Below are 20866 nucleotides of genomic sequence, written 5' to 3'. Positions count from 1 at the left end.
TTAAAGGGGCGGCGGGCCACGCGGTGGACGGCTTTGGCATGTTTGTGACCCTGCTGGGCTTGGTCACCAACCTGGGGATTGGCGCGATGCAAGTGTCGTCGGGGCTTGAGAACCTGTTCGGCATGCAGCACAGCAACACTAACCTGCTGATCGTGATTATCGTGATGAGCACCGTTGCCACCATCGCGGCGGTGTCGGGTGTTGAAAACGGTATTCGTCGCCTGTCCAACCTGAACATCGTGTTGTTCAGCGGCTTGTTGATTTTCGTATTGCTGTTTGGGCCGACCTTGCACCTGCTCAACGGCTTTGTGCAGAACGTGGGTGACTACCTCAACGGCCTGATCTTGAAAACCTTCGACTTGTACGTGTACGCAGGCGACGGTCAAAAAACTGAAGGCTGGCTGGGCCTGTGGACCCTGTTCTACTGGGCGTGGTGGATCTCTTGGGCGCCATTTGTCGGCATGTTCATCGCCCGTATTTCCCGGGGTCGCAGCGTGCGTGAGCTGGTCGCGGGCGTGCTGTTGATTCCGTTGGGCTTCACCTTGGCTTGGCTGTCTATTTTCGGTAACTCGGCACTGGATTTGGTGGTTAACCACGGTGCCGTAGAGCTGGGTAAAACAGCGCTCGAACAACCGTCGATGGCAATCTATCAACTGCTTGAGTACTACCCTGCGTCGAAAATCGTGATTGGCGTGTCGATCTTTGTGGGTTTTGTGTTGTTCCTGACGCCGGCGGACTCGGGTGCGGTGATGATGGCCAACCTGTCCTGCAAAGGCGGCGACGTGGACGAGGATGCGCCGCATTGGCTGCGGATTTTCTGGTCGGTGGTGATCACGCTGGTGACCATTGGCCTGTTGTTCGCCGGTAACTTTGCGGCGATGCAAACCATGGTGGTGCTGGCGGGCCTGCCGTTCTCGGTGGTGCTGGTGCTGTTTATGTTCGGCCTGCACAAAGCCATGCGCCAAGACACCTTGGTTGAGCAGGAGCAAGCGGAGCTGGCGGCCCGTGGTCGTCGCGGTTTCAGCGAGCGTCTGACCACCCAAGACCTGCAACCGACCCAAGCGGTGGTGCAGCGCTTTATGGACAAACACGTGACCCCAGCGCTGGAAGAAGCCGCCACCCAGTTGCGCAACCAAGGGCTGCAGGTCCAAACCTTGCTGGGCGCCGCCAAGCGTTGCATGGGCGTGCGGGTGGACATGGAAGAAGGCAACCCGTTTGTCTACGAAGTCAGCTTGGACGGCTATCAGGCCGCGCCGAGTGAGACCGACCAAGACGGCTTGCGCAGTCGTTTCTACCGGGCCGAGGTGTACCTGCACAACGGCAACCAAGAGTACGACTTGATGGGTTTTACGCAAGAGCAAATCAGCCGTGACGTGCTCGACCAGTTTGAAAGCCATCGCCAGCTCCTTGGGCGGGTGTATAGCTAAACCCACACCCCCGTAGGAGCGAGCTTTTGATGTTAAAGATCAAAAGATCGCAGCCTGCGGCAGCTCCTACCGTTTTTTCAGTGTTTTTGGACACTTTTGTAGGAGCTGCCGAGGCACGAAGGCTGCGATCTTTTGAGCTAGCCTAAGTTCTTGCCTAGCAGCGCGTGATACAGCTCGGTATCGCCCAATATCCCTACCACTTTCTGGTTGTCGTGCAGCACCAGTTTGTTACCGGTTTGGTAGCGAATCTGTAGCGCATCACGCATGCCGATACCGGCATCTACCAACGTTGGCCTGCGGCCTAACGTGTCCACCGATTGCCCGCTTTGCCAATGCTGAAAGTCCACCGCACCTGCACCATTACGCACACCTTTGATGGTGTTGCCTTCGGCCAGATCAATCCACGAGTCATCCCCCGGATCGATGCACACCGAGCCGTTAATGCGTTTGCAGTTGTCCAGCGTGCGCATCAGGCTGCGCCCACACAACACGTTCAGCGGGTTGGTATGCGCCACAAAGGTGCGCACGTATTCATCCGCCGGGTTAAGGACGATTTCTTCAGGTTTGCTGTATTGAATGATCTTGCCGTCTTTCATGATGGCGATGCGGCTGCCCAGTTTCAGTGCCTCATCTAGGTCGTGGCTGACAAACACAATGGTCTTGCTCAGCTTGCGTTGCAGTTCTAGCAACTCGTCTTGCAAGCCTTGGCGAATTAGCGGATCAAGCGCTGAAAACGGCTCGTCCATCAGCAAAATATCGGCGTCCATTGCCAACGCCCGTGCTAAGCCGACGCGTTGCTGCATACCGCCGCTCAACTCGTCGGGCTTTTTATTGCGCCATTGAGTCAGCCCCACCAGCTCAAGCTTTTCATCCACCAGCGTCTTGCGTTCTTTTTCGGGGCGGCCCTGCATTTCCAAACCAAAGCTGATGTTTTCACGCACGGTGAGCCACGGCATGAGGGCAAACTTTTGAAACACCATCGCAATGCGCTTGGTGCGCATCATTTTCAGTTCGGCGGGGCTGCAAGAGGCAATGTCGATTTGCTTGCCTTCATGCTCCACAAATAACTGACCACGGCTCACGGTGTTCAGCCCGTTGATGCAGCGCAGCAGGCTGGACTTGCCCGAGCCGGACAACCCCATGAGTACGCAAATCTCGCCTTTGTCGATGTCCAGGCTGGCTTTTTCAACGCCGACAATCTGCCCGGTTTTTTTCAGAATTTGATCCCGCGAAAGACCTTCGTCTAGCAACCTCAACGCCTCCCGCGGTTTTTTGGCGAAGATAACGTCAACCTTATCGAAGCGAATAATGCTCATGCGTCAGTTCCTTTCTTGGCGTCCGGCTGTTTGCAGATCCGATCAAGCATGATCGCCAGCAACACAATCGCCAGCCCGGCTTCAAAACCCAACGCAATGTCGGCGGTGTTCAAGGCGTTAACTACCGGTTTGCCCAAGCCATCAGCGCCCACCAAGGCGGCAATGACCACCATCGACAGCGACAGCATGATGCATTGGGTAATCCCCGCCGCGATGCTCGGCATGGCGTGTGGCAGCTCAATACGGGTCAGTAACTGGCGACGCGAACAACCAAAAGCCTTGCCGGCATCCAGCAGTTCATGGGGCACGTCACGAATACCTAGATAGGTCAGGCGGATCGGCGCGGCAATCGCAAACACCACCGTCGAGATCAGCCCCGGCACCACGCCCAAGCCAAACAGGGTCAGGGTCGGGATCAAATACACAAACGTTGGCACGGTCTGCATCAAGTCCAGTACCGGGCGCATGCAGGTATAAACCGCTGGTTTGTGCGCGGCCACAATGCCCAACGGCACGCCGATGATCACGCACACAAACGTGGCAAATACCACCTGCGCAAGGGTTTCCATGGTTTCTTGCCAATACCCCAGATTCAGGATCAGTAAAAACGACAGCGCGACAAATACCGTGAGCCCCCACTTGCGTTGAATCATGTGCGCAAACAGGGCAACCAATCCGATAAACGCGAAGGGGTTGAACCATGTCAGCGCAAACGTCACGCCGTGAATCATCGCTTCGAGTGTGCTCGCAATGGCATCGAAGGTATTGGCGCCATGTTGGGTCAGCCAATCGACGAAGTGTGCGATGTACTCGCCTAAAGGGATTTTTTGATCTATCAGCATGGTAGTGAACGTCCGCATGCAAGTGGAGTTAAAACGGCGCCAAAAGGAGCGCCTGCGATTACTTCGCCAAGCTAGCTTTGACCGCCTCCAGCCCCGGCTTGCCATCCATCGTGGTAACCCCCGCCAGCCAGGTTTCGAGTACCTGCGGGTTCTGTTTAAGCCAGGCTTTAGCGGCTACATTGGGCTTGATCTTGTCGTCCAGAACGTTGCCCATCAGCGTGCTTTCCATGTCCAGGGTGAACACCAGATTTTTCAGCAACTGACCGACGTTCGGGCATTGCTCGGTGTAGCCCTTACGGGTGTTGGTATAAATGGTGGCCTGGCCATAATTAGGGCCGAAAAACGCATCACCGCCGGTGAGGTACTGCATCTTGAAACGGGTGTTCATTGGGTGCGGTTCCCAACCTAAAAACACCATGTCGGTGCCACGTCTTTGCGCGCGGTCGACTTGCGACAACATCCCGGCTTCGCTTGACTCCACCACTTTGAAACCCGCGTCCTTCAGGCCAAAGGCGTTCTGGTCGATCATGCTTTGAATCGTCCGGTTGCCATCGTTGCCAGGTTCGATCCCGTAGATCTTGCCACCCAGTTCTTTCTTGAATTTAGGCAGGTCCGAAAAGTCCTTTAACCCTTTGTCATAGAGCGCTTGCGGGACGGCGAGGGTGTATTTGGCGTTTTCCAGATTGGCGCGTACGGTTTCCACTGTTCCCGCTTCGCGGTAGGGCTTTATGTCGTTCTCCATGGTGGGCATCCAGTTGCCCAAAAACACGTCCATGTTCTTGCCTTCAGCCAAGGATTTGTAAGTCACTGGCACCGAAATCATGGTGGTTTTGGTCTTGTAACCCAGCGCATCCAAGATCGTGCTGGTGACCGCTGTGGTGACCGAAATATCGGTCCAGCCCACATCCGAAAAGTTGACGGTACTGCACTGTGCGGGTTCGGCTGCGTGGGTGATGACTGGCAGACTCAGCAAGGCAGCCAACAGCAGGGGGGAGGAATGTTTCATTGAACGACTCCTGGGTGTCTGGGGGTAATGCTATTCACGTGTAGGAGCGAGCTTGCTCGCGATCTTTCTTTAGGTCGTGCACCCTTCTTAAATGAAAACCACTAGATGTCTGGGGGCAGTTTTCGATCTAGTTGCCGCTGGGTTATGCCGCCTGGCATTTGGCAATCGAGTCGAGACTGATCATGTAACAGCCAAAATCAAACGCCTACAGGGGGCGTCGCATCCAGTACAGGCAGGGTCGTATCTGACACCTGCAAGGTCGTATCTAGACTTTTTCCACCTCAAAACCGAGCGTTCAAGCCCTCTGCACCGGTTAAAACGGCGACGGCGCTGGCAGGCAATAGCAAGTCGTTGCTGGACGTTTTTCACTCACCTAAACCGTCGATGATGCGCGTACTCACTTCGAGGCTCGTACTCATGGCTATCAGCGTGTTTGACCTGTTCAAAATTGGTATTGGCCCTTCCAGTTCGCACACGGTGGGTCCCATGCGGGCCGCCGCGCTGTTTGTGCAGGGGCTGCGTGAGCGCGACCAACTGCAACAGGTGCGACGCATTGAAGTGCAGCTCTATGGCTCGTTGTCGGCGACGGGGGTTGGCCACGGTAGCGACACGGCGGTCATCATGGGCCTGATGGGGGAGTGGCCAGACGCCATCGACCCGGCGCAGATAGCCCCGCGCATTGCGGCCCTGCGCGACAGCCAGACGCTGCTACTGGATGGCAAACGGCCGATCCCGTTCGTGTGGTCGCGCGACATGCGCCTGCTCGACGAAAACCTGCCGTTCCATCCCAACGCCATGACCCTAGTGGCCGAAACTGAGCAAGGCGAGTTGCACCGTGACACCTATTACTCGGTGGGCGGTGGTTTTGTCGTGGATGCAGCGCAAGCGGCCAGCGGGGTGTTGGACATGGACCGCAGCCAACTGCCGTATGACTTTGGCAGTGCGGTCGAACTGCTCAACCTGTGCCGCGAGCATCACCTGAGCGTTGCTGCCTTGATGATGGCCAACGAGCGGGTGTGGCGCAGCGAAGATGAAATCCGCTGCGGCCTGATGACGCTCTGGCGCGCCATGCAAGACTGCGTCGAACACGGCTTAAAACACGAAGGCATCTTGCCCGGTGGCTTAAACGTGCGTCGGCGTGCGGCGCGCCTGCACCGCAGCTTGCAAGAGTTGGGTAAGCCCAACGTCATCGGCTCCACCTTAAGCGCCATGGAGTGGGTCAACCTGTTTGCCTTGGCGGTCAACGAAGAAAACGCCGCAGGCGGGCGCATGGTCACCGCGCCCACCAACGGCGCGGCGGGCATCATCCCGGCGGTGCTGCATTACTTTATGAAATTCAGCGACGAAGTCAGCGAAGCCAATGTGGTCGACTACTTATTAAGCGCGGCGGCGATAGGTATTTTGTGTAAAAAGAACGCCTCGATTTCGGGCGCCGAAGTGGGTTGCCAAGGCGAAGTCGGCTCGGCCTGCGCCATGGCCGCTGCGGGGCTGGCGCAAATCCTCGGCGCCACGCCTGAGCAACTGTGCAACGCCGCGGAGATTGGCCTAGAACACAATCTGGGCCTCACCTGCGACCCGGTAGGTGGGCTGGTGCAAGTGCCGTGCATCGAACGCAACGCTATTGCGGCGGTCAAGGCCATTAATGCCGCGCAAATGGCCTTGCGTGGTGATGGCCAGCACTTTATCTCGCTCGACCGGGTGATCCGTACCATGCGCGACACCGGTGCCGACATGCACGACAAATACAAAGAAACCTCACGCGGCGGCTTGGCGGTGAGTGCGGTGGAATGCTAATTCAGCGGCAACACACCTTGCTCGCGATCTTTTGATCGGCTCTTACCTATCAGAACTGCTAGTAGGCAGTGGGTCGGGCTAGGCGCAAAGTAAGGGCAGTCACCCTCCTTTGGATCTGATATGCCTCGCACGCCCATCGACTACCGCTACGATCCACTGGGTCGTTTAATAAGCGTTGCAGGCAGCCAGCGCTTCTACAACAAAGCCCGATTGGCGACCGAGATCCAGGGCGCGGTACAACACAGTGTGTTTCAACAGGGCGACCAGTTATTGGCTGAGCGTCGACTTGAAGCCGCAACCGGCCACAGTACCCTGTTGGCCACAGACCTACAGCGTTCAGTTCTGCAAAGGGTGAGTACCACGGGTCAACAGTCCCTCGCCTATAACGTTTATGGCCATCGTCCATCTGAAAGTGGGTTATCCAGTTTGCTGGGCTTTAACGGCGAGCGGGCTGATTCGATGACGGGGCATTATTTATTGGGCAATGGGTACCGGGCGTTTAATCCGGTACTGATGCGCTTTAATAGCCCGGACAGTTGGAGTCCGTTTGGGCGTGGCGGGATAAACAGTTATGGATATGCAGGGGGCGACTCGGTTAATCGGGTTGATCCCAGCGGGCATTTTTGGCGTGCCTTTGGGCGTGCCTTTAAGAGTTGGATTTTTAAAAATGGCCAAAAATCATCGCTGAGCCATGCAGCGTATAAACGCGGTAGTATGTCGGCAGATTATGAAAACTTAAAGGAACTAAGACTGCTCTCTGAAGACGCTTATACTGCGCTTCAACAAGACACAGAGGGAAAGTTTACGACGTTAGTGGTTATGGCGCATGGCGCACTGACTAAGTCAGATGGTGGTCATAAAATGGCGTTATTAAAGTCTGGAAATGGATTTATGACTGCGCATGAAGTAGCTCGCTCATTAACTGATCGCGGATACCTAGAAGGGGTGAGAGAAATACATTTAGCTATGTGTTACTCGGGGAACTTTGCAGAAAAATCTTTTGCAAGCATAGTTGCGAAGGAAACTAATTTAATGACGAAAGGATACCTTGGGGAAGTGTATGGCATGGCTCCAGAGAAAATATTAGCCAGCATTGAAAAACATCCTGATTACACGGTAATGGGTGAGTTCCGGACTCAGCGAGTAGTGCGTGATAGAGCGGCTCTTATTAGAGAGGGGCATCCTAGTTATCTATTTAATCCAGTGAGATTTTCGCCTTGATAGAAACGTGCTACTCACGATTCCACGTTATTAACGCGCCTGCTTACACTCAGGCGCGTGCCGCTTTAGTGCGAAATTAAACTGTCCAGCGATTTATCGACATACGCCTTGGCCAGCTCCGCCAAGTGCACAATCGACAACACTACATCGCGCTGCTTCCCGCATAAGCCATTGCCCGCCTCACTCGCCGAAGCAACCATACAGCGCAACAAGTCTGACGCTTGGGCCAAAGATGCTTCTAAATTGAGATTGTCCGGTATGGCATACGTGGCCAGACCTACCTGCCGGGGAGGCTTATGGTCTTGCAGGTAGTAATCAAGCGCGCGATTGGCCGCGGCACGGTCCAATAACGCTGAAGAACACTCAGCGACATCGGGGGGTAAGGCAAGTGGATCGGGGATTGTTTTTTTCATTGTTAGAACTCCGAACATATTTAAAGGAGCTATCCCCCTGCGCACGGTCACCCTAAACGTAGGCCGTAAAAAACGCCTCGCAGAGGTGGCGCTTTGCGCCGAACCTATAACCGAATGACTAAACTCGACGGCTGTTTTTGCAGCGACGGTCGAGACTATTCCCCGAATTGAGCAGGCGCAAGCGAACAGGGTTTTCTCGGAAGTGTCTTGGGATTGAAACGGAAGAGTCGTACGAAAAGGCTGATATGCAAATGATCAGAAAACCAATGGTGCCAGCCGGGACTGACTCTTTTAAAGATGTCACTACTGCTCAGCGATGTAAGCCGGGTATGGAAGTTGATTTTAATTATGCCCCAGTGACTTATAGCTAAGCCTGCCCGATTACAGCGCACACCGCCTCCTTTCAGCGCACATTCCCTCATCTGTGCTTTTGGTGACACGGGGTGCTACGGCGTACTTCCCACAAGTGCTACGGATTTGCTCAACGGCGTTGCCCGCCTGGCGTCGCATGCGATTAGGCGGCGTTAAATAAGCCGTGCGCCACGACCCACCTAGACGCATTGCGACGTCGTTTTCAGACATTGTTGAATAGCCATTCAAGTTTAGGCGCGGCATTTGCATTGAGAGGGTAAAGCCCCTGTAGACCACGGGCCATAACAAGAGCCTGCGCCTGGGGCCATCACCCGCTTTGTGTGAGGAGATACTGTATGACGTCGTTCAACTCCGGGGCCCAACCCCAGAACCGTGCGCCTCAATCCATTGGCCTTTTGCTACTGGATAATTTCACACTCATTTCATTGGCGTCTGCGATAGAGCCATTGCGCATGGCCAATCAGTTGTCGGGCCGAGAGTTGTATCGCTGGAGTACTTTAAGCGCTGACGGTAGCCAAGTGTGGGCCAGTGATGGCTTGCAAATTACCCCCGATGCCAGCATGCACAAGGCCCCGGCGTTGGACATGGTGATTGTCTGTGGTGGTATCGGCATTCAACGCACCGTGACCCGTGAACACGTTTCATGGTTGCAAAGCCAAGCGCGCCAATCGCGTCGCTTAGGTGCCGTGTGTACCGGCAGTTGGGCGCTGGCCTACGCAGGGCTGCTGGATGGCTTTGATTGCAGCGTGCACTGGGAATGCTTGGCTTCGATGCAAGAAGCCTTCCCGCGGGTGTCTATGAGTACCCGGTTGTTTACCCTTGACCGTAACCGCTTTACCAGCTCTGGCGGCACGGCGCCGATGGACATGATGCTGCATTTGATCAGCCGCGATCATGGCCGCGAACTGTCGGCGGCGATTTCTGAAATGTTTGTGTACGAGCGTATTCGTAACGAGCAAGACCATCAGCGCGTGCCGCTCAAGCACATGCTGGGCACCAACCAGCCGAAGTTGCAAGAAATCGTTGCGCTGATGGAAGCCAATCTTGAGGAGCCTATCGACCTCGATGAACTGGCGGTGTATGTGAGTGTTTCTCGTCGTCAGCTGGAACGTTTGTTCCAGAAATATCTGCACTGCTCGCCGTCGCGTTACTACCTCAAACTGCGCTTAGTGCGGGCGCGGCAGTTACTTAAACAAACGCCTATGTCGATTATCGAAGTGGCGGCGGTGTGTGGGTTCGTGTCGACGCCACATTTCTCTAAGTGTTACCGCGAGTACTTTGGTATTCCGCCACGTGATGAGCGTGTGGGCTCTAACACGGCGCAACACACCACCTTGGTGCCGATTCCAGAGTCGCTGTTGCTCAATCCGTTGGCTGGGCCGATGGCGGCGCTGCATCAGGCGCGTCATGAGTCGACTTTTGCCAGCGTGAGGGTGTAACCCGATAACCCCTGTAGGAACCGCCGCAGGCTGCGATCTTTAGATGTTTAAGGTCAAAAGATCGCAGCCTCCGGCAGCTCCTACGCGTGTTGGCTGGCGCGTCATGAGTCGACTTTTGCCAGCGTGAGGGTGTAACCCGATAACCCCAGTAGGAGCTGCCGCAGGCTGCGATCTTTAGATGTTTAAGGTCAAAAGATCGCAGCCTGCGACAGCTCCTACGCGTGTTGTCTGGCGCGTCGTGAGTCGGGAGGGTACGGTTAAGCTTGGCTCTGTTTGAATTGCGCCAACCCCGGCAGCAATTGCTGATCAATGGCCTGACGTACCGCAGGCAAGATGGTTGCGGGGCCAGTGTAGAGTTTTTCAACCAAGCCCTTGAGCGCGCGCGCATTGCTTTCGTTGAGGCCGCACACCGCCGCGGAGCAGGCTTGTTCGGCGCTACCTGAGACTTCAAAGCCCAGCGATCGCAGTTGGCTCAGCAGGTCCTGCTCATCAATCAAATCTGCGTGCATCATGCTTTTTATCCTTTCACAGAGAGGTGACCAAAGCTTGATTCTGGTAGGGCATCCACAAAGGGGCAAGCAGGCTGTGACGGGATGTCTTGCATGCTTAAGAACAGGTCGTTTTTGGCTAAGTACCTGCACATGGGGTCGGGCACACTGGGTTCAGTAACACTGCCTAAGGTTTGGTCACCGTCACGGCATCTCACACCATTGGCCCCGGAGCTATCACGGCAGCTTCGGGGCTTTTTTGTGTATGCGGTTTAACCCTTGAGCAGCGCCGCGCAGGCGGCTTTGTAGGCTTCGTGCTGATATTTGTTTAGCGAGGCAGGTAGCCCGAACGCGTGCTTTTTGAACTGTGCGTTGAGGGTTTGCGGGGATAACAACTGCACCTCGCAGCCGTCGAGTAACTGGAGGATGCCTTCGATTTTAAAGGTGGTGGGGCCGCCCGCGAACTCACCCTTTTTGCTGCGTTTTTTGATCGCAATGCGGGTGATGGCGTTGGCCTTCACAAAGGCGGCAATTTGGGTGGCGAAGGCTTTGACGTTGATCGCTTCTTCATCATCGTCGAGGGCCATCTTTTTAGTGGCGGTCACCACGTGTTCGAGGCCGTGATCCCCTTGGGTGGCCAGGGCGAAAATGGCTTCACTGCCTTTGATTTCGATACCGCAAATAGTCATAAGTGGCCTGAATTTAATAAAAACGTGTGTCAGTGATCAGAACTGTTATTTCTACCAGTATTCAAATGCCCAACGTGCGCGCATAAGTGATCTTGCTCAGAGCATGGACTACCGCCATGACTTTGTTGTTCAGTGATGCATTTAACTGCCATAACCACAGGATGTATGAATATGAGCACTACGAAGAAAGCACTGCAGCCGCCAACAGTTCAAGGCCCTCTCGGTACAGAGCTCAAAGAAATTTCTATCAAGAATCATCAAGAAGTATTTGTTGTCATTACGGGGCTGGCAAATGGCAAGGAAGCGACTGCCTATTTCAAGATTGATAAGCATGAACGGCATGGTAAGGGTACTGCTGCTGACGGAAAGCCGATTGCAATCCCTTTAACACGAGATTGGTACAACAACTTTGAGAATAAAACGGCAACGGTTACCTATGTTGCCGACGGTGAGACCTCCCCACCGCTAGAGATTAAGGTTGTTGCGTAACACCCCCTCGCCCGACGAAGCCTTTGCGCGGTTGCAAAGGCTTTTCGCTTGACGCATTTACTCCTGCCCGATTGATTCCAAAAACTCCGAGCGGTCATCGCTCACCGCGGCAATGCAGTCGTTTTGCGCAATGTTGAACGCTTCGGTGCCCGCCTTGGCCGGGAATACCACAATCGCACAATCGGCTTCACGCTGGTGTAACCACAGCGCCTGAGCCGTTTTGACTTTACTGGTGATGTTGTTGAGCAGGGTTGGGTTGCTGCCGTACAGCAAGGTGATGCGCGCTTGCAAGGCTTCAAAGTTTTCGGCCAACAATTGCTCTGCGGACTGCCTGCTGAACACCGAACAGGCCAGCGTTTGCTGGTCGTTCTCAACGGCATCGCACGGGTTGTGGTCGGGGTCATCGGCGGCAAACACGCCACTGGAGATCAACGCCAAGGCCAGGAGAATCGATTTCATTGCGGCTTCCTAATCCATAGTTGAGGCGGATTCTGGCTGATGCGCCGCGCAAATGACAGCCACGGTTCATCTGCGAAGCTTTAGACCAAGAGCGCTTTGTCGTGGATTGACGCTTTCTGCAATTGCGCTGTCGCTTTTGCACCCGGCTGTTTTTAACCCCAAGCCTATGCTGGGCCCAAAGCGCCGGCAGACGATTCGGCGCAGCAATCGCCTATAAGGGGACGCCTGATGAGCCCAGCCGAGTTGCACGCAGACAGCATCGTTATCGACGGGCTGATCATTGCCAAATGGAACCGCGAGTTATTCGAAGACATGCGTAAAGGCGGCCTGACCGCTGCCAACTGTACGGTGTCGGTATGGGAAGGTTTTCAGGCGACGATCAATAACATTGTCGCCAGCCAAACCCTGATCCGCGACAACAGCGACTTGGTGATTGCGGTCAAAACCACGGCCGATATCCGTCGCGCCAAAGAGCAGGGCAAAACCGGGATCATCTTTGGCTTCCAGAATGCCCATGCCTTTGAAGACCAATTGGGCTATGTCGAGATCTTCAAACAGCTCGGCGTGGGCGTGGTGCAGATGTGCTACAACACGCAAAACCTGGTGGGCACCGGTTGCTATGAACGCGACGGCGGGCTCTCGGGTTTTGGCCGTGAAGTGGTAGGCGAAATGAACCGAGTGGGCATTATGTGCGACCTGTCGCACGTAGGTTCCAAGACCTCTGAAGAGGTGATCTTGGAATCGAAAAAACCGGTCTGCTACTCGCATTGCCTGCCGTCCGGCCTCAAAGAACACCCGCGTAATAAGTCTGATGCGGAACTCAAATTCATTGCCGACCACGGTGGCTTTGTTGGCGTGACCATGTTCGCGCCGTTCTTGGCCAAGGGTATCGACTCAACGGTCGACGATTACGCCGAAGCCATCGAATACACAATGAATATCGTGGGCGAAGACGCGATTGGCATTGGCACCGACTTCACCCAAGGCCACGGACAAGACTTTTTCGAAATGCTGACCCACGACAAAGGCTATGCCCGGCGTCTGACCAGCTTCGGCAAGATCATCAACCCGCTGGGCATCCGCACCGTGGGCGAGTTCCCGAACCTCACCGAAACCTTACTCAAGCGCGGCCACAGCGAACGCGTGGTGCGCAAGATCATGGGCGAAAACTGGGTCAACGTCCTCAAGGACGTCTGGGGCGAATAATCCCGTAGGTGCTGCAGCAGGCTGTGAAGGGTTGCGCAGCGACCTCATGAATCGAGTCAATACATCGAATTTTTGGAGTTTTATTCCATGGCTAAAATCGCCCCGCAATTGCCTATCGAAGTCGACAGCGAGACTGGCGTCTGGACCTCCGACGCGCTGCCGATGCTCTACGTGCCGCGGCATTTTTTCGTCAACAACCACCGCGGTATCGAAGACGTGCTGGGCGCTGACGCCTACGCCGAAATTCTCTACAAAGCCGGTTACAAGTCAGCCTGGCACTGGTGTGAAAAAGAAGCAGAGTGCCACGGCCTAGAAGGCGTCGCGGTGTTCGAGCACTACATGAAACGCCTGTCGCAACGCGGCTGGGGGCTGTTCAAGATCCAAGACATCGACCTCGATAAAGGCACCGCCACGGTCAAGCTCGAACACTCCTGCTTCGTCTATGTGTACGGCAAGGTCGGGCGCAAGGTCGACTACATGTTTACCGGCTGGTTTGCTGGGGCCATGGACCAGATTCTGCAAGCACGCGGCAGCCAATTGCGCACCGTCGCTGAGCAGGTCTACAGCGGGTCGGAAGAAGGCCACGACGACGGCCTGTTTATCGTCAAGCCGTTGTAAGTCGAGGATCGGGATATGGCGTTCGAAGCAATGTTTGAGCCGATTCAAATCGGCAAACTGACCATTCGCAACCGCGTACTGAGCACCGCACACGCGGAGGTCTACGCCACCGATGGCGGCATGACCACTGAGCGTTACGTGCAGTACTACGAAGAGAAAGCCAAGGGCGGCATTGGCTTGGCGATTTGTGGCGGCTCATCGGTGGTGGCCATCGACAGCCCGCAGGAGTGGTGGAGTTCGGTCAACCTGAGCACCGACCGCATCATCCCGCATTTTCAAAACCTGGCCGACGCCATGCACAAGCACGGCGCCAAAATCATGATCCAGATTACCCACATGGGCCGCCGCTCGCGTTGGGACGGCTTTAACTGGCCGACCTTAATGTCGCCTTCAGGCGTGCGTGAACCGGTGCACCGTGCCACCTGTAAAACCATTGAGCCGGAAGAGATTTGGCGCATCATCGGCAACTATGCCAGTGCCGCGGGGCGCGCCAAAAAAGGTGGGCTTGATGGCGTAGAGCTGTCGGCGGTGCACCAGCACATGATCGACCAGTTCTGGAGCCCACGGGTTAACAAGCGAACCGATGAGTGGGGCGGCAGCTTTGAAAACCGCATGCGCTTTGGGCTGGAAGTGCTCAAGGCGGTGCGCGCTGAAGTCGGCCCGGATTTCTGCGTGGGCATTCGCTTGTGCGGCGACGAGTTCCACCCCGATGGCTTGAGCCACGAGGACATGAAACAAATTGCCAAGTATTACGACGACACCGGCATGCTCGACTTTATCGGCGTAGTCGGCTCGGGCTGTGATACCCACAACACCTTGGCCAACGTCATCCCGAACATGAGCTACCCGCCGGAGCCGTTTCTGCATTTGGCCGCCGGGATCAAAGAAGTGGTCAAGGCGCCGGTGCTGCACGCGCAAAACATCAAAGACCCGAACCAAGCCACACGAATTCTGGAAGGCGGCTATGTCGACATGGTCGGCATGACCCGCGCCCACATCGCCGACCCGCACTTGATCGCCAAAATCAAAATGGGCCAGGTCGATCAGATCAAACAATGCGTGGGCGCCAACTATTGCATCGACCGCCAGTACCAAGGGTTGGACGTGCTGTGCATCCAGAACGCTGCTACCTCCCGTGAATACATGGGCGTGCCGCACATCATTCAGAAAAGTACCGGGCCGAAACGCAAAGTGGTGGTGGTCGGTGCAGGCCCCGCCGGGATGGAAGCCGCGCGGGTAGCGGCTGAACGGGGGCATGACGTGACCCTGTTTGAGAAAAGAGACGCGATTGGCGGGCAAATCAGCCTTGCCGCCAAAGCTCCGCAACGTGACCAGATGGCCGGTATTACCCGTTGGTTTCAGTTAGAACTGGCGCGCCTGAACGTCGACCTGCGCTTGGGCACCGCCGCCGATGTGGCGACTATTCTCGACCTGCGTCCAGACATCGTGGTGCTGGCGGTGGGTGGGCATCCGTTTGTGGAGCAGAACGAACACTGGGGCGCTGCCGAAGGGTTGGTGGTCAGCAGTTGGGACGTACTGGACGGTAACGTTGCGCCGGGTAAAAACGTGCTGGTGTACGACACCATCTGCGAATTCACCGGCATGTCGGTGGCCGACTTTATGGCCGACAAAGGGGCTCAGGTCGAGATCGTCACCGACGACACCAAGCCTGGCGTGGCGGTGGGCGGTACCTCGGTCCCCACCTACTATCGCAGCCTGTACCCCAAAGAAGTGATCATGACCGGCGACATGATGCTGGAGAAGGTGTACCGCGAAGGCGACAAGGTAATTGCCGTGCTGGAGAACGAATACACCGGCGCCAAAGAAGAGCGTGTTGTCGACCAAGTGGTTATCGAAAACGGCGTGCGGCCTGATGAAACGCTGTATTACGCGCTCAAGCCCGACTCGCGCAACAAGGGCCAGATCGACGTCGAAGCGTTGTATGCGATCCAGCCGCAGCCGTGCCTAAGTGAAGCGCAAGACGGCTACTTACTGTTTCGCATTGGCGACTGTGTGGCACAGCGCAACGTTCATGCCGCCATCTATGACGCGCTGCGGTTGTGCAAGGATTTTTGACTAGCAAAAAGCCCACGTAGGCGCTGCCGAAGGCTGCGATCTGTTGATCTTTAACATCAAAAGATCGCAGCCTTCGGCAGCGCCTACACGGTGTGGTCTTTGGGAGCTTCATCATGTTGAATGTTCTTCTTCCCATCCTGTTATTCGCCGCTCTCGCGCTGGCCGTTCTCGGCGCGGTGCGGCGGATGGCCCTGTGGCGCCGTGGTCGCCCGTCCAAGGTCGATCTACTCGGCGGCCTGTTGGCCATGCCGCGCCGCTACATGGTCGACCTGCACCACGTGGTGGCCCGCGATAAATACATGGCCAACACCCACGTCGCCACCGCAGGCGGCTTTGTGTTGGCCGCCGTGTTGGCGATTCTGGTGCATGGTTTTGGCCTGCACAACCGCCTCCTCGGTTACGCCCTACTGGTGGCCACGGTAGTGATGTTTATCGGGGCGCTGTTTGTCTTTAAACGCCGACTGAACCCACCGAGCCGCCTGTCCAAAGGCCCGTGGATGCGCCTACCGAAAGGCCTGCTGGTGTTTTCGCTGAGCTTTTTTATCCTCACCTTGCCGGTCGCTGGGTTATTGCCAGCCAGTGCTGGCGGCTGGGTCTTGGCAGCCTTGTTGGCGATTGGCGTGGCATGGGGCGTGTCGGAACTATTCTTGGGCATGACGTGGGGCGGGCCGATGAAACACGCCTTTGCCGGGGCGCTGCACTTGGCTTGGCACCGGCGTGCCGAACGCTTTGGCGGTGGCCGCTCGACCGGTTTGAAAGCCCTCAACCTAGACGACCGCAGCGCGCCATTGGGGGTAGAAAAACCCAAAGATTTCACCTGGAACCAACTGCTCGGTTTTGACGCCTGCGTGCAGTGCGGCAAGTGCGAAGCGGCGTGCCCGGCCTTCGCCGCAGGCCAACCGCTAAACCCGAAAAAACTCATTCAAGACATGGTCGTCGGGCTCGCGGGGGGCACTGACGCCCACTTCGCCGGTAGCCCATACCCTGGCAAACCGATTGGCGAGCATGCGGGTAATCCACATCAACCGATCGTCAACGGCTTGGTCGACGCTGACACCCTATGGTCGTGCACCACCTGCCGTGCCTGCGTTGAAGAGTGCCCGATGATGATCGAACACGTCGACGCCATCGTCGACATGCGCCGCTTTCTGACACTGGAAAAAGGCGCGACCCCGAACAACGGAGCTCAGGTACTCGACAACCTGATTGCGACCGATAACCCCGGCGGGTTTGCACCCGGTGGGCGGATGAACTGGGCTGCCGATTTGAACCTCGACGTGATGCGCGACAAGCCTTCGGTAGACGTGCTGTTCTGGGTCGGTGACGGTGCTTTCGATATGCGCAACCAGCGCACCTTGCGCGCCTTTGTCAAAGTCCTCAAAGCGGCCAAGATCAACTTTGCCGTGTTGGGACTTGAAGAGCGTGACAGCGGCGACGTGGCCCGCCGATTAGGCGACGAAGCGACGTTTCAGGCATTGGCCAAACGCAACATCCAAACATTGGCCAGCTACCAGTTCCAACGCATCGTGACCTGCGATCCACACAGCTTTCATGTGCTTAAAAACGAGTACTCGGCGTTGGGCGGCAATTACCACGTGCAGCATCACAGCACTTACTTGGCCGAGTTACTGACGGCTGGGCAGGTCAACGTGAGTGCCGACACCGGCGGCAGCGTGACCTATCACGACCCGTGCTACCTGGGCCGCTACAACGGCGAATACGAGGCGCCGCGTGCGGTATTGCGTGCGTTGGGCCTTGAAGTCAAAGAGATGCAGCGCTCGGGCTTTCGTTCGCGTTGTTGCGGCGGCGGCGGTGGCGCGCCGATTACAGACATCCCCGGTAAGCAGCGGATCCCCGACATGCGCATGGACGACATTCGCGAAACCGGTGCTGAGCGCGTGGCGGTGGGTTGCCCGCAATGCACGGCGATGCTGGAGGGCGTGGTGGAACCTCGGCCATTGGTCAAAGACATCGCTGAACTGGTGGCCGATGCGTTGATTGAACCGGCGGCGCCGGTCAAAACCCCGCAGCGTGCGGCTCTGGAGGTGACAGCATGAGTGACATTATCCGCCGCGATCCGCGGGCCGAGTGGATCGCCCGCAACCGTCTGCACCCTTTGCACGCGGCCATGCAGCCCAGCCAACAGAGCTGGATGGGGCCGAACGGCGTGTTGCGTAAAAACGTTCATGGCGTTGGTTTTATTGGCCTCAACGGCCTTAAACGGATTGACCGCAGTGGCGTGCAGCAAGGCGCTGGGAGCAAGCGCTCCGCGAGCGTTGAGGTGCAATTGCCATTGCATCAGGTGGCGGCGCCTGCGTTCTACATCGCGGTGGTGCCCGACATGGTCGGTGGCCGCTTGAGCAGCCATGACCGCGACCTCTTGGGCCTCGCTCATCAACTGGCTGGCGCCGACGGCGCGGTGTTGGCGGTGGTGTTCGGCGAGCCCAAAGAAACCGGTTTTGCCACGGCAGGCGTTGATCGCCTGTTAAGGCTCGATGGCCAAGGTTATGCACCGGAGCAACAGGTGCTGGGCCTGCGTGCTGTGGATAACCAATTCACGCCGCGTCATTGGTTGTTACCCGACAGTCGTACCGGAGGGGGAGAGCTGGGGCGGCGTTTGGCGGCCAGCATAGGTGAGCGCCCGGCAACCCGGGTCTGGCAAGTCAAAGACGGGCAGTGTGTGGGCCGCGCCGGGGCTGGGCTGCAAGACGTGGTGCAACCGGCCCCGCGCTTGATGCTGGCAGCGGTGGAATGCGCCGAACCGGTGAGTGAAACCCGGCATGAAGCACTCGAAGTGCAGTTATCCACAGCCGTGGTGCCGTGCTTACCGAGAATCGAAGATTTGGGCGCGGTGGACGTTGACCCCGCTGCCATCCCCATGGCCGAGGCGGAGTTTATCCTCAGTGGTGGCAATGGGATTAAGGACTGGGGGCTTTTCCACAAGGCCGCCACGGCCTTGGGCGCAACAGAAGGCGCGTCACGGGTGGCGGTGGACGACGGCTTCATGGGTCGCGAGCGGCAAGTGGGCGCCAGTGGGACGTGGGTCACCGCACGGGTCTATGTGGCGGTCGGGATCAGCGGTGCGATCCAGCACTTACAAGGCATTGGCGCCTGCGACAAAGTGGTGGCGATCAATCTGGACCCGGCCTGCGACATGATTAAACGTGCGGACCTGTCGGTGATTGGTGATGGCACGGCGGTACTCCACGCGTTGATCGTGGCTGTTGATAACTGGCGCCAAGGCGCGAAACAAAGCGCCGCCTAAGCGCCTGTAGGAGATATGTGTATGAGCATTGCCACCGTCGCACTGGTTTCAATCGGCGCTCACCCGGCTTCGGGCCGTGCCCGCCGTGCTGAGCATGACGCTCGCGCCGTAGAACTGGGCTTGCAACTGGCTGGGGATAACCTGCATGTGCTGCACGCTGGCAACCCCCACGAACCGGCCTTGCGCGCTTATTTGGGCATGGGGCTGGACGAACTGCATGTCTTGGAACAGCCCGAAGGCAGCGACGCGGTGCCTATGTTGCGCGATTATTTGCGCGAGTCCGGCGTACAACTGGTCCTCGCCGGTAGCCAAGCTGAAACGGGCGAAGGCTCGGGCATGCTCCCGTATCTGCTGGCTGAGCAACTGGGCTGGCCGCTGTTGGTGGGCGTGGCGCAGATCGAAACTATCCACAACGGTATCGCCACCGTGCTGCAAGCGTTACCTCGCGGCCAGCGTCGTCGCTTAAAAGTGCGCCTGCCGTTTATGGCCACTGTGGATAACGCCGCCCCTAAACCCCGTCAAAGCGCGTATGGCCCGGCAACACGCGGGCAGATCGGCGCACAAGAGGTTGAAGTGCTGGAGGATGACTTATCCACACGGGGCCTTTTCCAAACCGCCAAACCCCGGCCCAAGCGCTTAAAAGTGATCAAAGCCAAAAGTGGCGCCGACCGCATGAAAGCGGCCACGGCCAAGGCGGCCGGTGGCTCGGGCCAAGTGCTCAAAGGTGTCAGCGCAGAAGACGGCGCGCAGGCCATTTTGAAGTTATTAATCGAAGAAGGCGTAGTGCGCTGAGTTGCCCACAAAGTCTGTTAGCGCTTGTGTGGATAAGTTGTTTGCTATCGGCTAAGCGCTATATGGAGCGTGCCTTTCAGGCTTCTGATCAAAAAACAGTCAAATAGCCTGTTTATCCACTGATAGCCCCTTAAACCCTTGAATAACGGCAGGTTCACGGGGTTTTCCACAGTGGAGTAGGGCAGTGCATAAGTTGCGCACATTCTCTGTTGGCGGATATGTGGATAACGTGTTCGCGATTGTCTACAGGACGCGCTGTATAAGGCTTACAGTGAATTGATCAAAAATTAACCAATTGTGCTTTTCGGGATAACTTACTCACTTCCCCACAATTGCTGTGGGTGTGACTGTGGATAAGATGTTGGTGAAGGTCTGCACGCCTTTGATTACACAGCATCAAAAAACAACCTGCCCTTGTAGGAGCGAGCTTGCTCGCGATCTTTTAAAGATCAAAAGATCGCAGCCTTCGGCAGCTCCTACGAGGCTGCGTTGGTGTATGCACGAAGACGAAGGCTGCGATCTTTTAAAGGTCAAAAGATCGCGAGCAAGCAGGGGGGAGTTACTGCGCGGCCATGCCTTTGAGGTACGGCGCCGGCGCTGCGCCGAGGTTGTTCAGCAGGCGTTCGCTGTACCAGTCCACAAAGTTGACCACCCCAAACTCATAAGTCTTGGAGTACGGCCCCGGCTGGTAGGCGGTGGAGTTGATACCGCGTTGGTTCTCTTCGGCCAGACGACGATCTTGGTCGTTAGTGGCGTCCCACACCTTACGCATGCGTTCTACGTCGTAGTCCACGCCTTCGACTGCGTCTTTGTGGACCAGCCATTTGGTGGTGACCACGGTTTCTTGAGCGCTGATCGGCCACACCGTAAAGACGATGATGTGATCGCCCATGCAGTGGTTCCAAGAGTGCGGCAGGTGCAGGATACGCATCGAGCCTAAGTCCGGGTTTTTGA

General features: G+C 56.7%; 18 protein-coding genes and 1 pseudogene. 11 read left to right on the top strand and 8 right to left on the bottom strand.

The features are described 5' to 3' along the window. Positions 1-1427: BCCT family transporter (locus tag AQS70_RS20385; protein WP_055104547.1), on the top strand; the 1427-nt coding region annotated here is incomplete at its 5' end. A gap of 137 nt (positions 1428-1564) precedes the next feature. On the opposite strand, the gene choV is transcribed toward AQS70_RS20385, so the two are convergent. Genes choV through AQS70_RS20370 form a run of 3 tightly spaced genes read right to left on the bottom strand, consistent with a single transcriptional unit; the run spans position 1565 to position 4591 of the window. Beyond that, positions 1565-2743 (bottom strand): choline ABC transporter ATP-binding protein, encoded by a 1179-nt coding sequence (gene choV / locus AQS70_RS20380; protein ID WP_055104546.1) that lies wholly within the window; start codon positions 2741-2743, stop codon positions 1565-1567. Then, a complete protein-coding gene (choW, locus tag AQS70_RS20375) occupies positions 2740-3585 on the bottom strand; it encodes a choline ABC transporter permease subunit (protein ID WP_055104548.1) in 846 nt (281 codons plus the stop codon). Before choW ends, choV begins: the two co-directional genes overlap by 4 nt. Positions 3586-3643: 58 nt before the next feature. Further along, entirely contained in the window at positions 3644-4591 is a 948-nt protein-coding gene (locus AQS70_RS20370) for a choline ABC transporter substrate-binding protein (protein WP_055104545.1), read from the bottom strand. Between the two features lie 417 nt (positions 4592-5008). On the opposite strand from AQS70_RS20370, the gene AQS70_RS20365 reads away from it, so the two are divergent. After that, positions 5009-6385, top strand: a complete 1377-nt coding sequence (locus AQS70_RS20365) for an L-serine ammonia-lyase (protein WP_055104544.1) — start codon at positions 5009-5011, stop codon at positions 6383-6385. A 120-nt stretch (positions 6386-6505) separates the two neighbouring features. Further along, positions 6506-7606 (top strand): RHS repeat-associated core domain-containing protein, encoded by a 1101-nt coding sequence (locus AQS70_RS20360; protein ID WP_055104543.1) that lies wholly within the window; start codon positions 6506-6508, stop codon positions 7604-7606. A gap of 65 nt (positions 7607-7671) precedes the next feature. On the opposite strand, the gene AQS70_RS20355 is transcribed toward AQS70_RS20360, so the two are convergent. Next, positions 7672-8019, bottom strand: a complete 348-nt coding sequence (locus AQS70_RS20355) for a DUF6124 family protein (RefSeq protein ID WP_055104542.1) — start codon at positions 8017-8019, stop codon at positions 7672-7674. Between the two features lie 707 nt (positions 8020-8726). Here AQS70_RS20355 and gbdR point away from each other — a divergent pair. Then, a complete protein-coding gene (gene gbdR, locus AQS70_RS20350) occupies positions 8727-9830 on the top strand; it encodes a choline metabolism transcriptional regulator GbdR (protein WP_055104541.1) in 1104 nt (367 codons plus the stop codon). Between the two features lie 257 nt (positions 9831-10087). On the opposite strand, the gene AQS70_RS20345 is transcribed toward gbdR, so the two are convergent. Together AQS70_RS20345 and AQS70_RS20340 are read right to left on the bottom strand one after the other, a co-directional pair. Then, a complete protein-coding gene (locus AQS70_RS20345) occupies positions 10088-10342 on the bottom strand; it encodes a hypothetical protein (RefSeq protein ID WP_055104540.1) in 255 nt (84 codons plus the stop codon). Between the two features lie 248 nt (positions 10343-10590). After that, positions 10591-11007 (bottom strand): DUF3010 family protein, encoded by a 417-nt coding sequence (locus AQS70_RS20340; protein ID WP_055104539.1) that lies wholly within the window; start codon positions 11005-11007, stop codon positions 10591-10593. A gap of 171 nt (positions 11008-11178) precedes the next feature. Here AQS70_RS20340 and AQS70_RS20335 point away from each other — a divergent pair, with 171 nt between their 5' ends. Continuing rightward, positions 11179-11496, top strand: coding sequence for a hypothetical protein (locus tag AQS70_RS20335; RefSeq protein WP_055104538.1), 318 nt, complete (start codon positions 11179-11181; stop codon positions 11494-11496). Between the two features lie 57 nt (positions 11497-11553). Here AQS70_RS20335 and AQS70_RS20330 read toward each other — a convergent pair whose 3' ends face one another. After that, the gene (locus tag AQS70_RS20330) at positions 11554-11955 is read right to left on the bottom strand and encodes a lysozyme inhibitor LprI family protein (RefSeq protein WP_055104537.1); all 402 of its coding nucleotides are present in this window, start codon (positions 11953-11955) and stop codon (positions 11554-11556) included. 228 nt (positions 11956-12183) lie between these two features. Here AQS70_RS20330 and AQS70_RS20325 point away from each other — a divergent pair, with 228 nt between their 5' ends. From AQS70_RS20325 to etfB, 6 genes are all read left to right on the top strand, one after another. Further along, the gene (locus AQS70_RS20325) at positions 12184-13161 is read left to right on the top strand and encodes a dipeptidase (RefSeq protein WP_055104536.1); all 978 of its coding nucleotides are present in this window, start codon (positions 12184-12186) and stop codon (positions 13159-13161) included. A gap of 87 nt (positions 13162-13248) precedes the next feature. Then, on the top strand, positions 13249-13779 hold the full coding sequence (locus AQS70_RS20320; RefSeq protein ID WP_055104535.1) for a DUF5943 domain-containing protein: 531 nt from the start codon (positions 13249-13251) through the stop codon (positions 13777-13779). Positions 13780-13794: 15 nt separating this feature from the next. Continuing rightward, positions 13795-15855 carry a dimethylglycine demethylation protein DgcA gene (gene dgcA, locus AQS70_RS20315; RefSeq protein ID WP_055104534.1) on the top strand — a complete coding sequence of 687 codons (2061 nt, stop codon included), beginning with the start codon at positions 13795-13797 and terminating at the stop codon, positions 15853-15855. Between the two features lie 113 nt (positions 15856-15968). Further along, positions 15969-17912 carry a dimethylglycine demethylation protein DgcB gene (gene dgcB, locus AQS70_RS20310; protein ID WP_055104533.1) on the top strand — a complete coding sequence of 648 codons (1944 nt, stop codon included), beginning with the start codon at positions 15969-15971 and terminating at the stop codon, positions 17910-17912. Beyond that, positions 17909-19120, top strand: coding sequence for an electron transfer flavoprotein subunit alpha (gene etfA, locus AQS70_RS20305; protein ID WP_055104532.1), 1212 nt, complete (start codon positions 17909-17911; stop codon positions 19118-19120). The genes dgcB and etfA overlap by 4 nt, the downstream gene beginning before the upstream one ends. Before the next feature lie 21 nt (positions 19121-19141). Further along, complete coding sequence (gene etfB, locus AQS70_RS20300) at positions 19142-19912, top strand: electron transfer flavoprotein subunit beta (protein ID WP_055104531.1); 771 nt, start codon at positions 19142-19144, stop codon at positions 19910-19912. Between the two features lie 559 nt (positions 19913-20471). Here etfB and gbcA read toward each other — a convergent pair. After that, positions 20472-20866 (bottom strand): annotated as a pseudogene (gbcA, locus tag AQS70_RS20295) (glycine-betaine demethylase subunit GbcA); the annotation flags it as partial.

Origin of the sequence: Pseudomonas endophytica (assembly GCF_001411475.1) — a bacterium.
Classification (GTDB): Bacteria; Pseudomonadota; Gammaproteobacteria; order Pseudomonadales; family Pseudomonadaceae; genus Aquipseudomonas; species Aquipseudomonas endophytica.
This window is presented reverse-complemented; position numbering and strand designations above follow the sequence as displayed.

What these genes read in the sequence shown, in the direction of transcription:
- choV (WP_055104546.1), bottom strand. Translation starts at nt 2,743, where the DNA reads ATGAGCATTATTCGCTTCGATAAGGTTGACGTTATCTTCGCCAAAAAA.
- choW (WP_055104548.1), bottom strand. Translation starts at nt 3,585, where the DNA reads ATGCTGATAGATCAAAAAATCCCTTTAGGCGAGTACATCGCACACTTC.
- AQS70_RS20370 (WP_055104545.1), bottom strand. Translation starts at nt 4,591, where the DNA reads ATGAAACATTCCTCCCCCCTGCTGTTGGCTGCCTTGCTGAGTCTGCCA.
- AQS70_RS20365 (WP_055104544.1), top strand. Translation starts at nt 5,009, where the DNA reads ATGGCTATCAGCGTGTTTGACCTGTTCAAAATTGGTATTGGCCCTTCC.
- AQS70_RS20360 (WP_055104543.1), top strand. Translation starts at nt 6,506, where the DNA reads ATGCCTCGCACGCCCATCGACTACCGCTACGATCCACTGGGTCGTTTA.
- AQS70_RS20355 (WP_055104542.1), bottom strand. Translation starts at nt 8,019, where the DNA reads ATGAAAAAAACAATCCCCGATCCACTTGCCTTACCCCCCGATGTCGCT.
- gbdR (WP_055104541.1), top strand. Translation starts at nt 8,727, where the DNA reads ATGACGTCGTTCAACTCCGGGGCCCAACCCCAGAACCGTGCGCCTCAA.
- AQS70_RS20345 (WP_055104540.1), bottom strand. Translation starts at nt 10,342, where the DNA reads ATGATGCACGCAGATTTGATTGATGAGCAGGACCTGCTGAGCCAACTG.
- AQS70_RS20340 (WP_055104539.1), bottom strand. Translation starts at nt 11,007, where the DNA reads ATGACTATTTGCGGTATCGAAATCAAAGGCAGTGAAGCCATTTTCGCC.
- AQS70_RS20335 (WP_055104538.1), top strand. Translation starts at nt 11,179, where the DNA reads ATGAGCACTACGAAGAAAGCACTGCAGCCGCCAACAGTTCAAGGCCCT.
- AQS70_RS20330 (WP_055104537.1), bottom strand. Translation starts at nt 11,955, where the DNA reads ATGAAATCGATTCTCCTGGCCTTGGCGTTGATCTCCAGTGGCGTGTTT.
- AQS70_RS20325 (WP_055104536.1), top strand. Translation starts at nt 12,184, where the DNA reads ATGAGCCCAGCCGAGTTGCACGCAGACAGCATCGTTATCGACGGGCTG.
- AQS70_RS20320 (WP_055104535.1), top strand. Translation starts at nt 13,249, where the DNA reads ATGGCTAAAATCGCCCCGCAATTGCCTATCGAAGTCGACAGCGAGACT.
- dgcA (WP_055104534.1), top strand. Translation starts at nt 13,795, where the DNA reads ATGGCGTTCGAAGCAATGTTTGAGCCGATTCAAATCGGCAAACTGACC.
- dgcB (WP_055104533.1), top strand. Translation starts at nt 15,969, where the DNA reads ATGTTGAATGTTCTTCTTCCCATCCTGTTATTCGCCGCTCTCGCGCTG.
- etfA (WP_055104532.1), top strand. Translation starts at nt 17,909, where the DNA reads ATGAGTGACATTATCCGCCGCGATCCGCGGGCCGAGTGGATCGCCCGC.
- etfB (WP_055104531.1), top strand. Translation starts at nt 19,142, where the DNA reads ATGAGCATTGCCACCGTCGCACTGGTTTCAATCGGCGCTCACCCGGCT.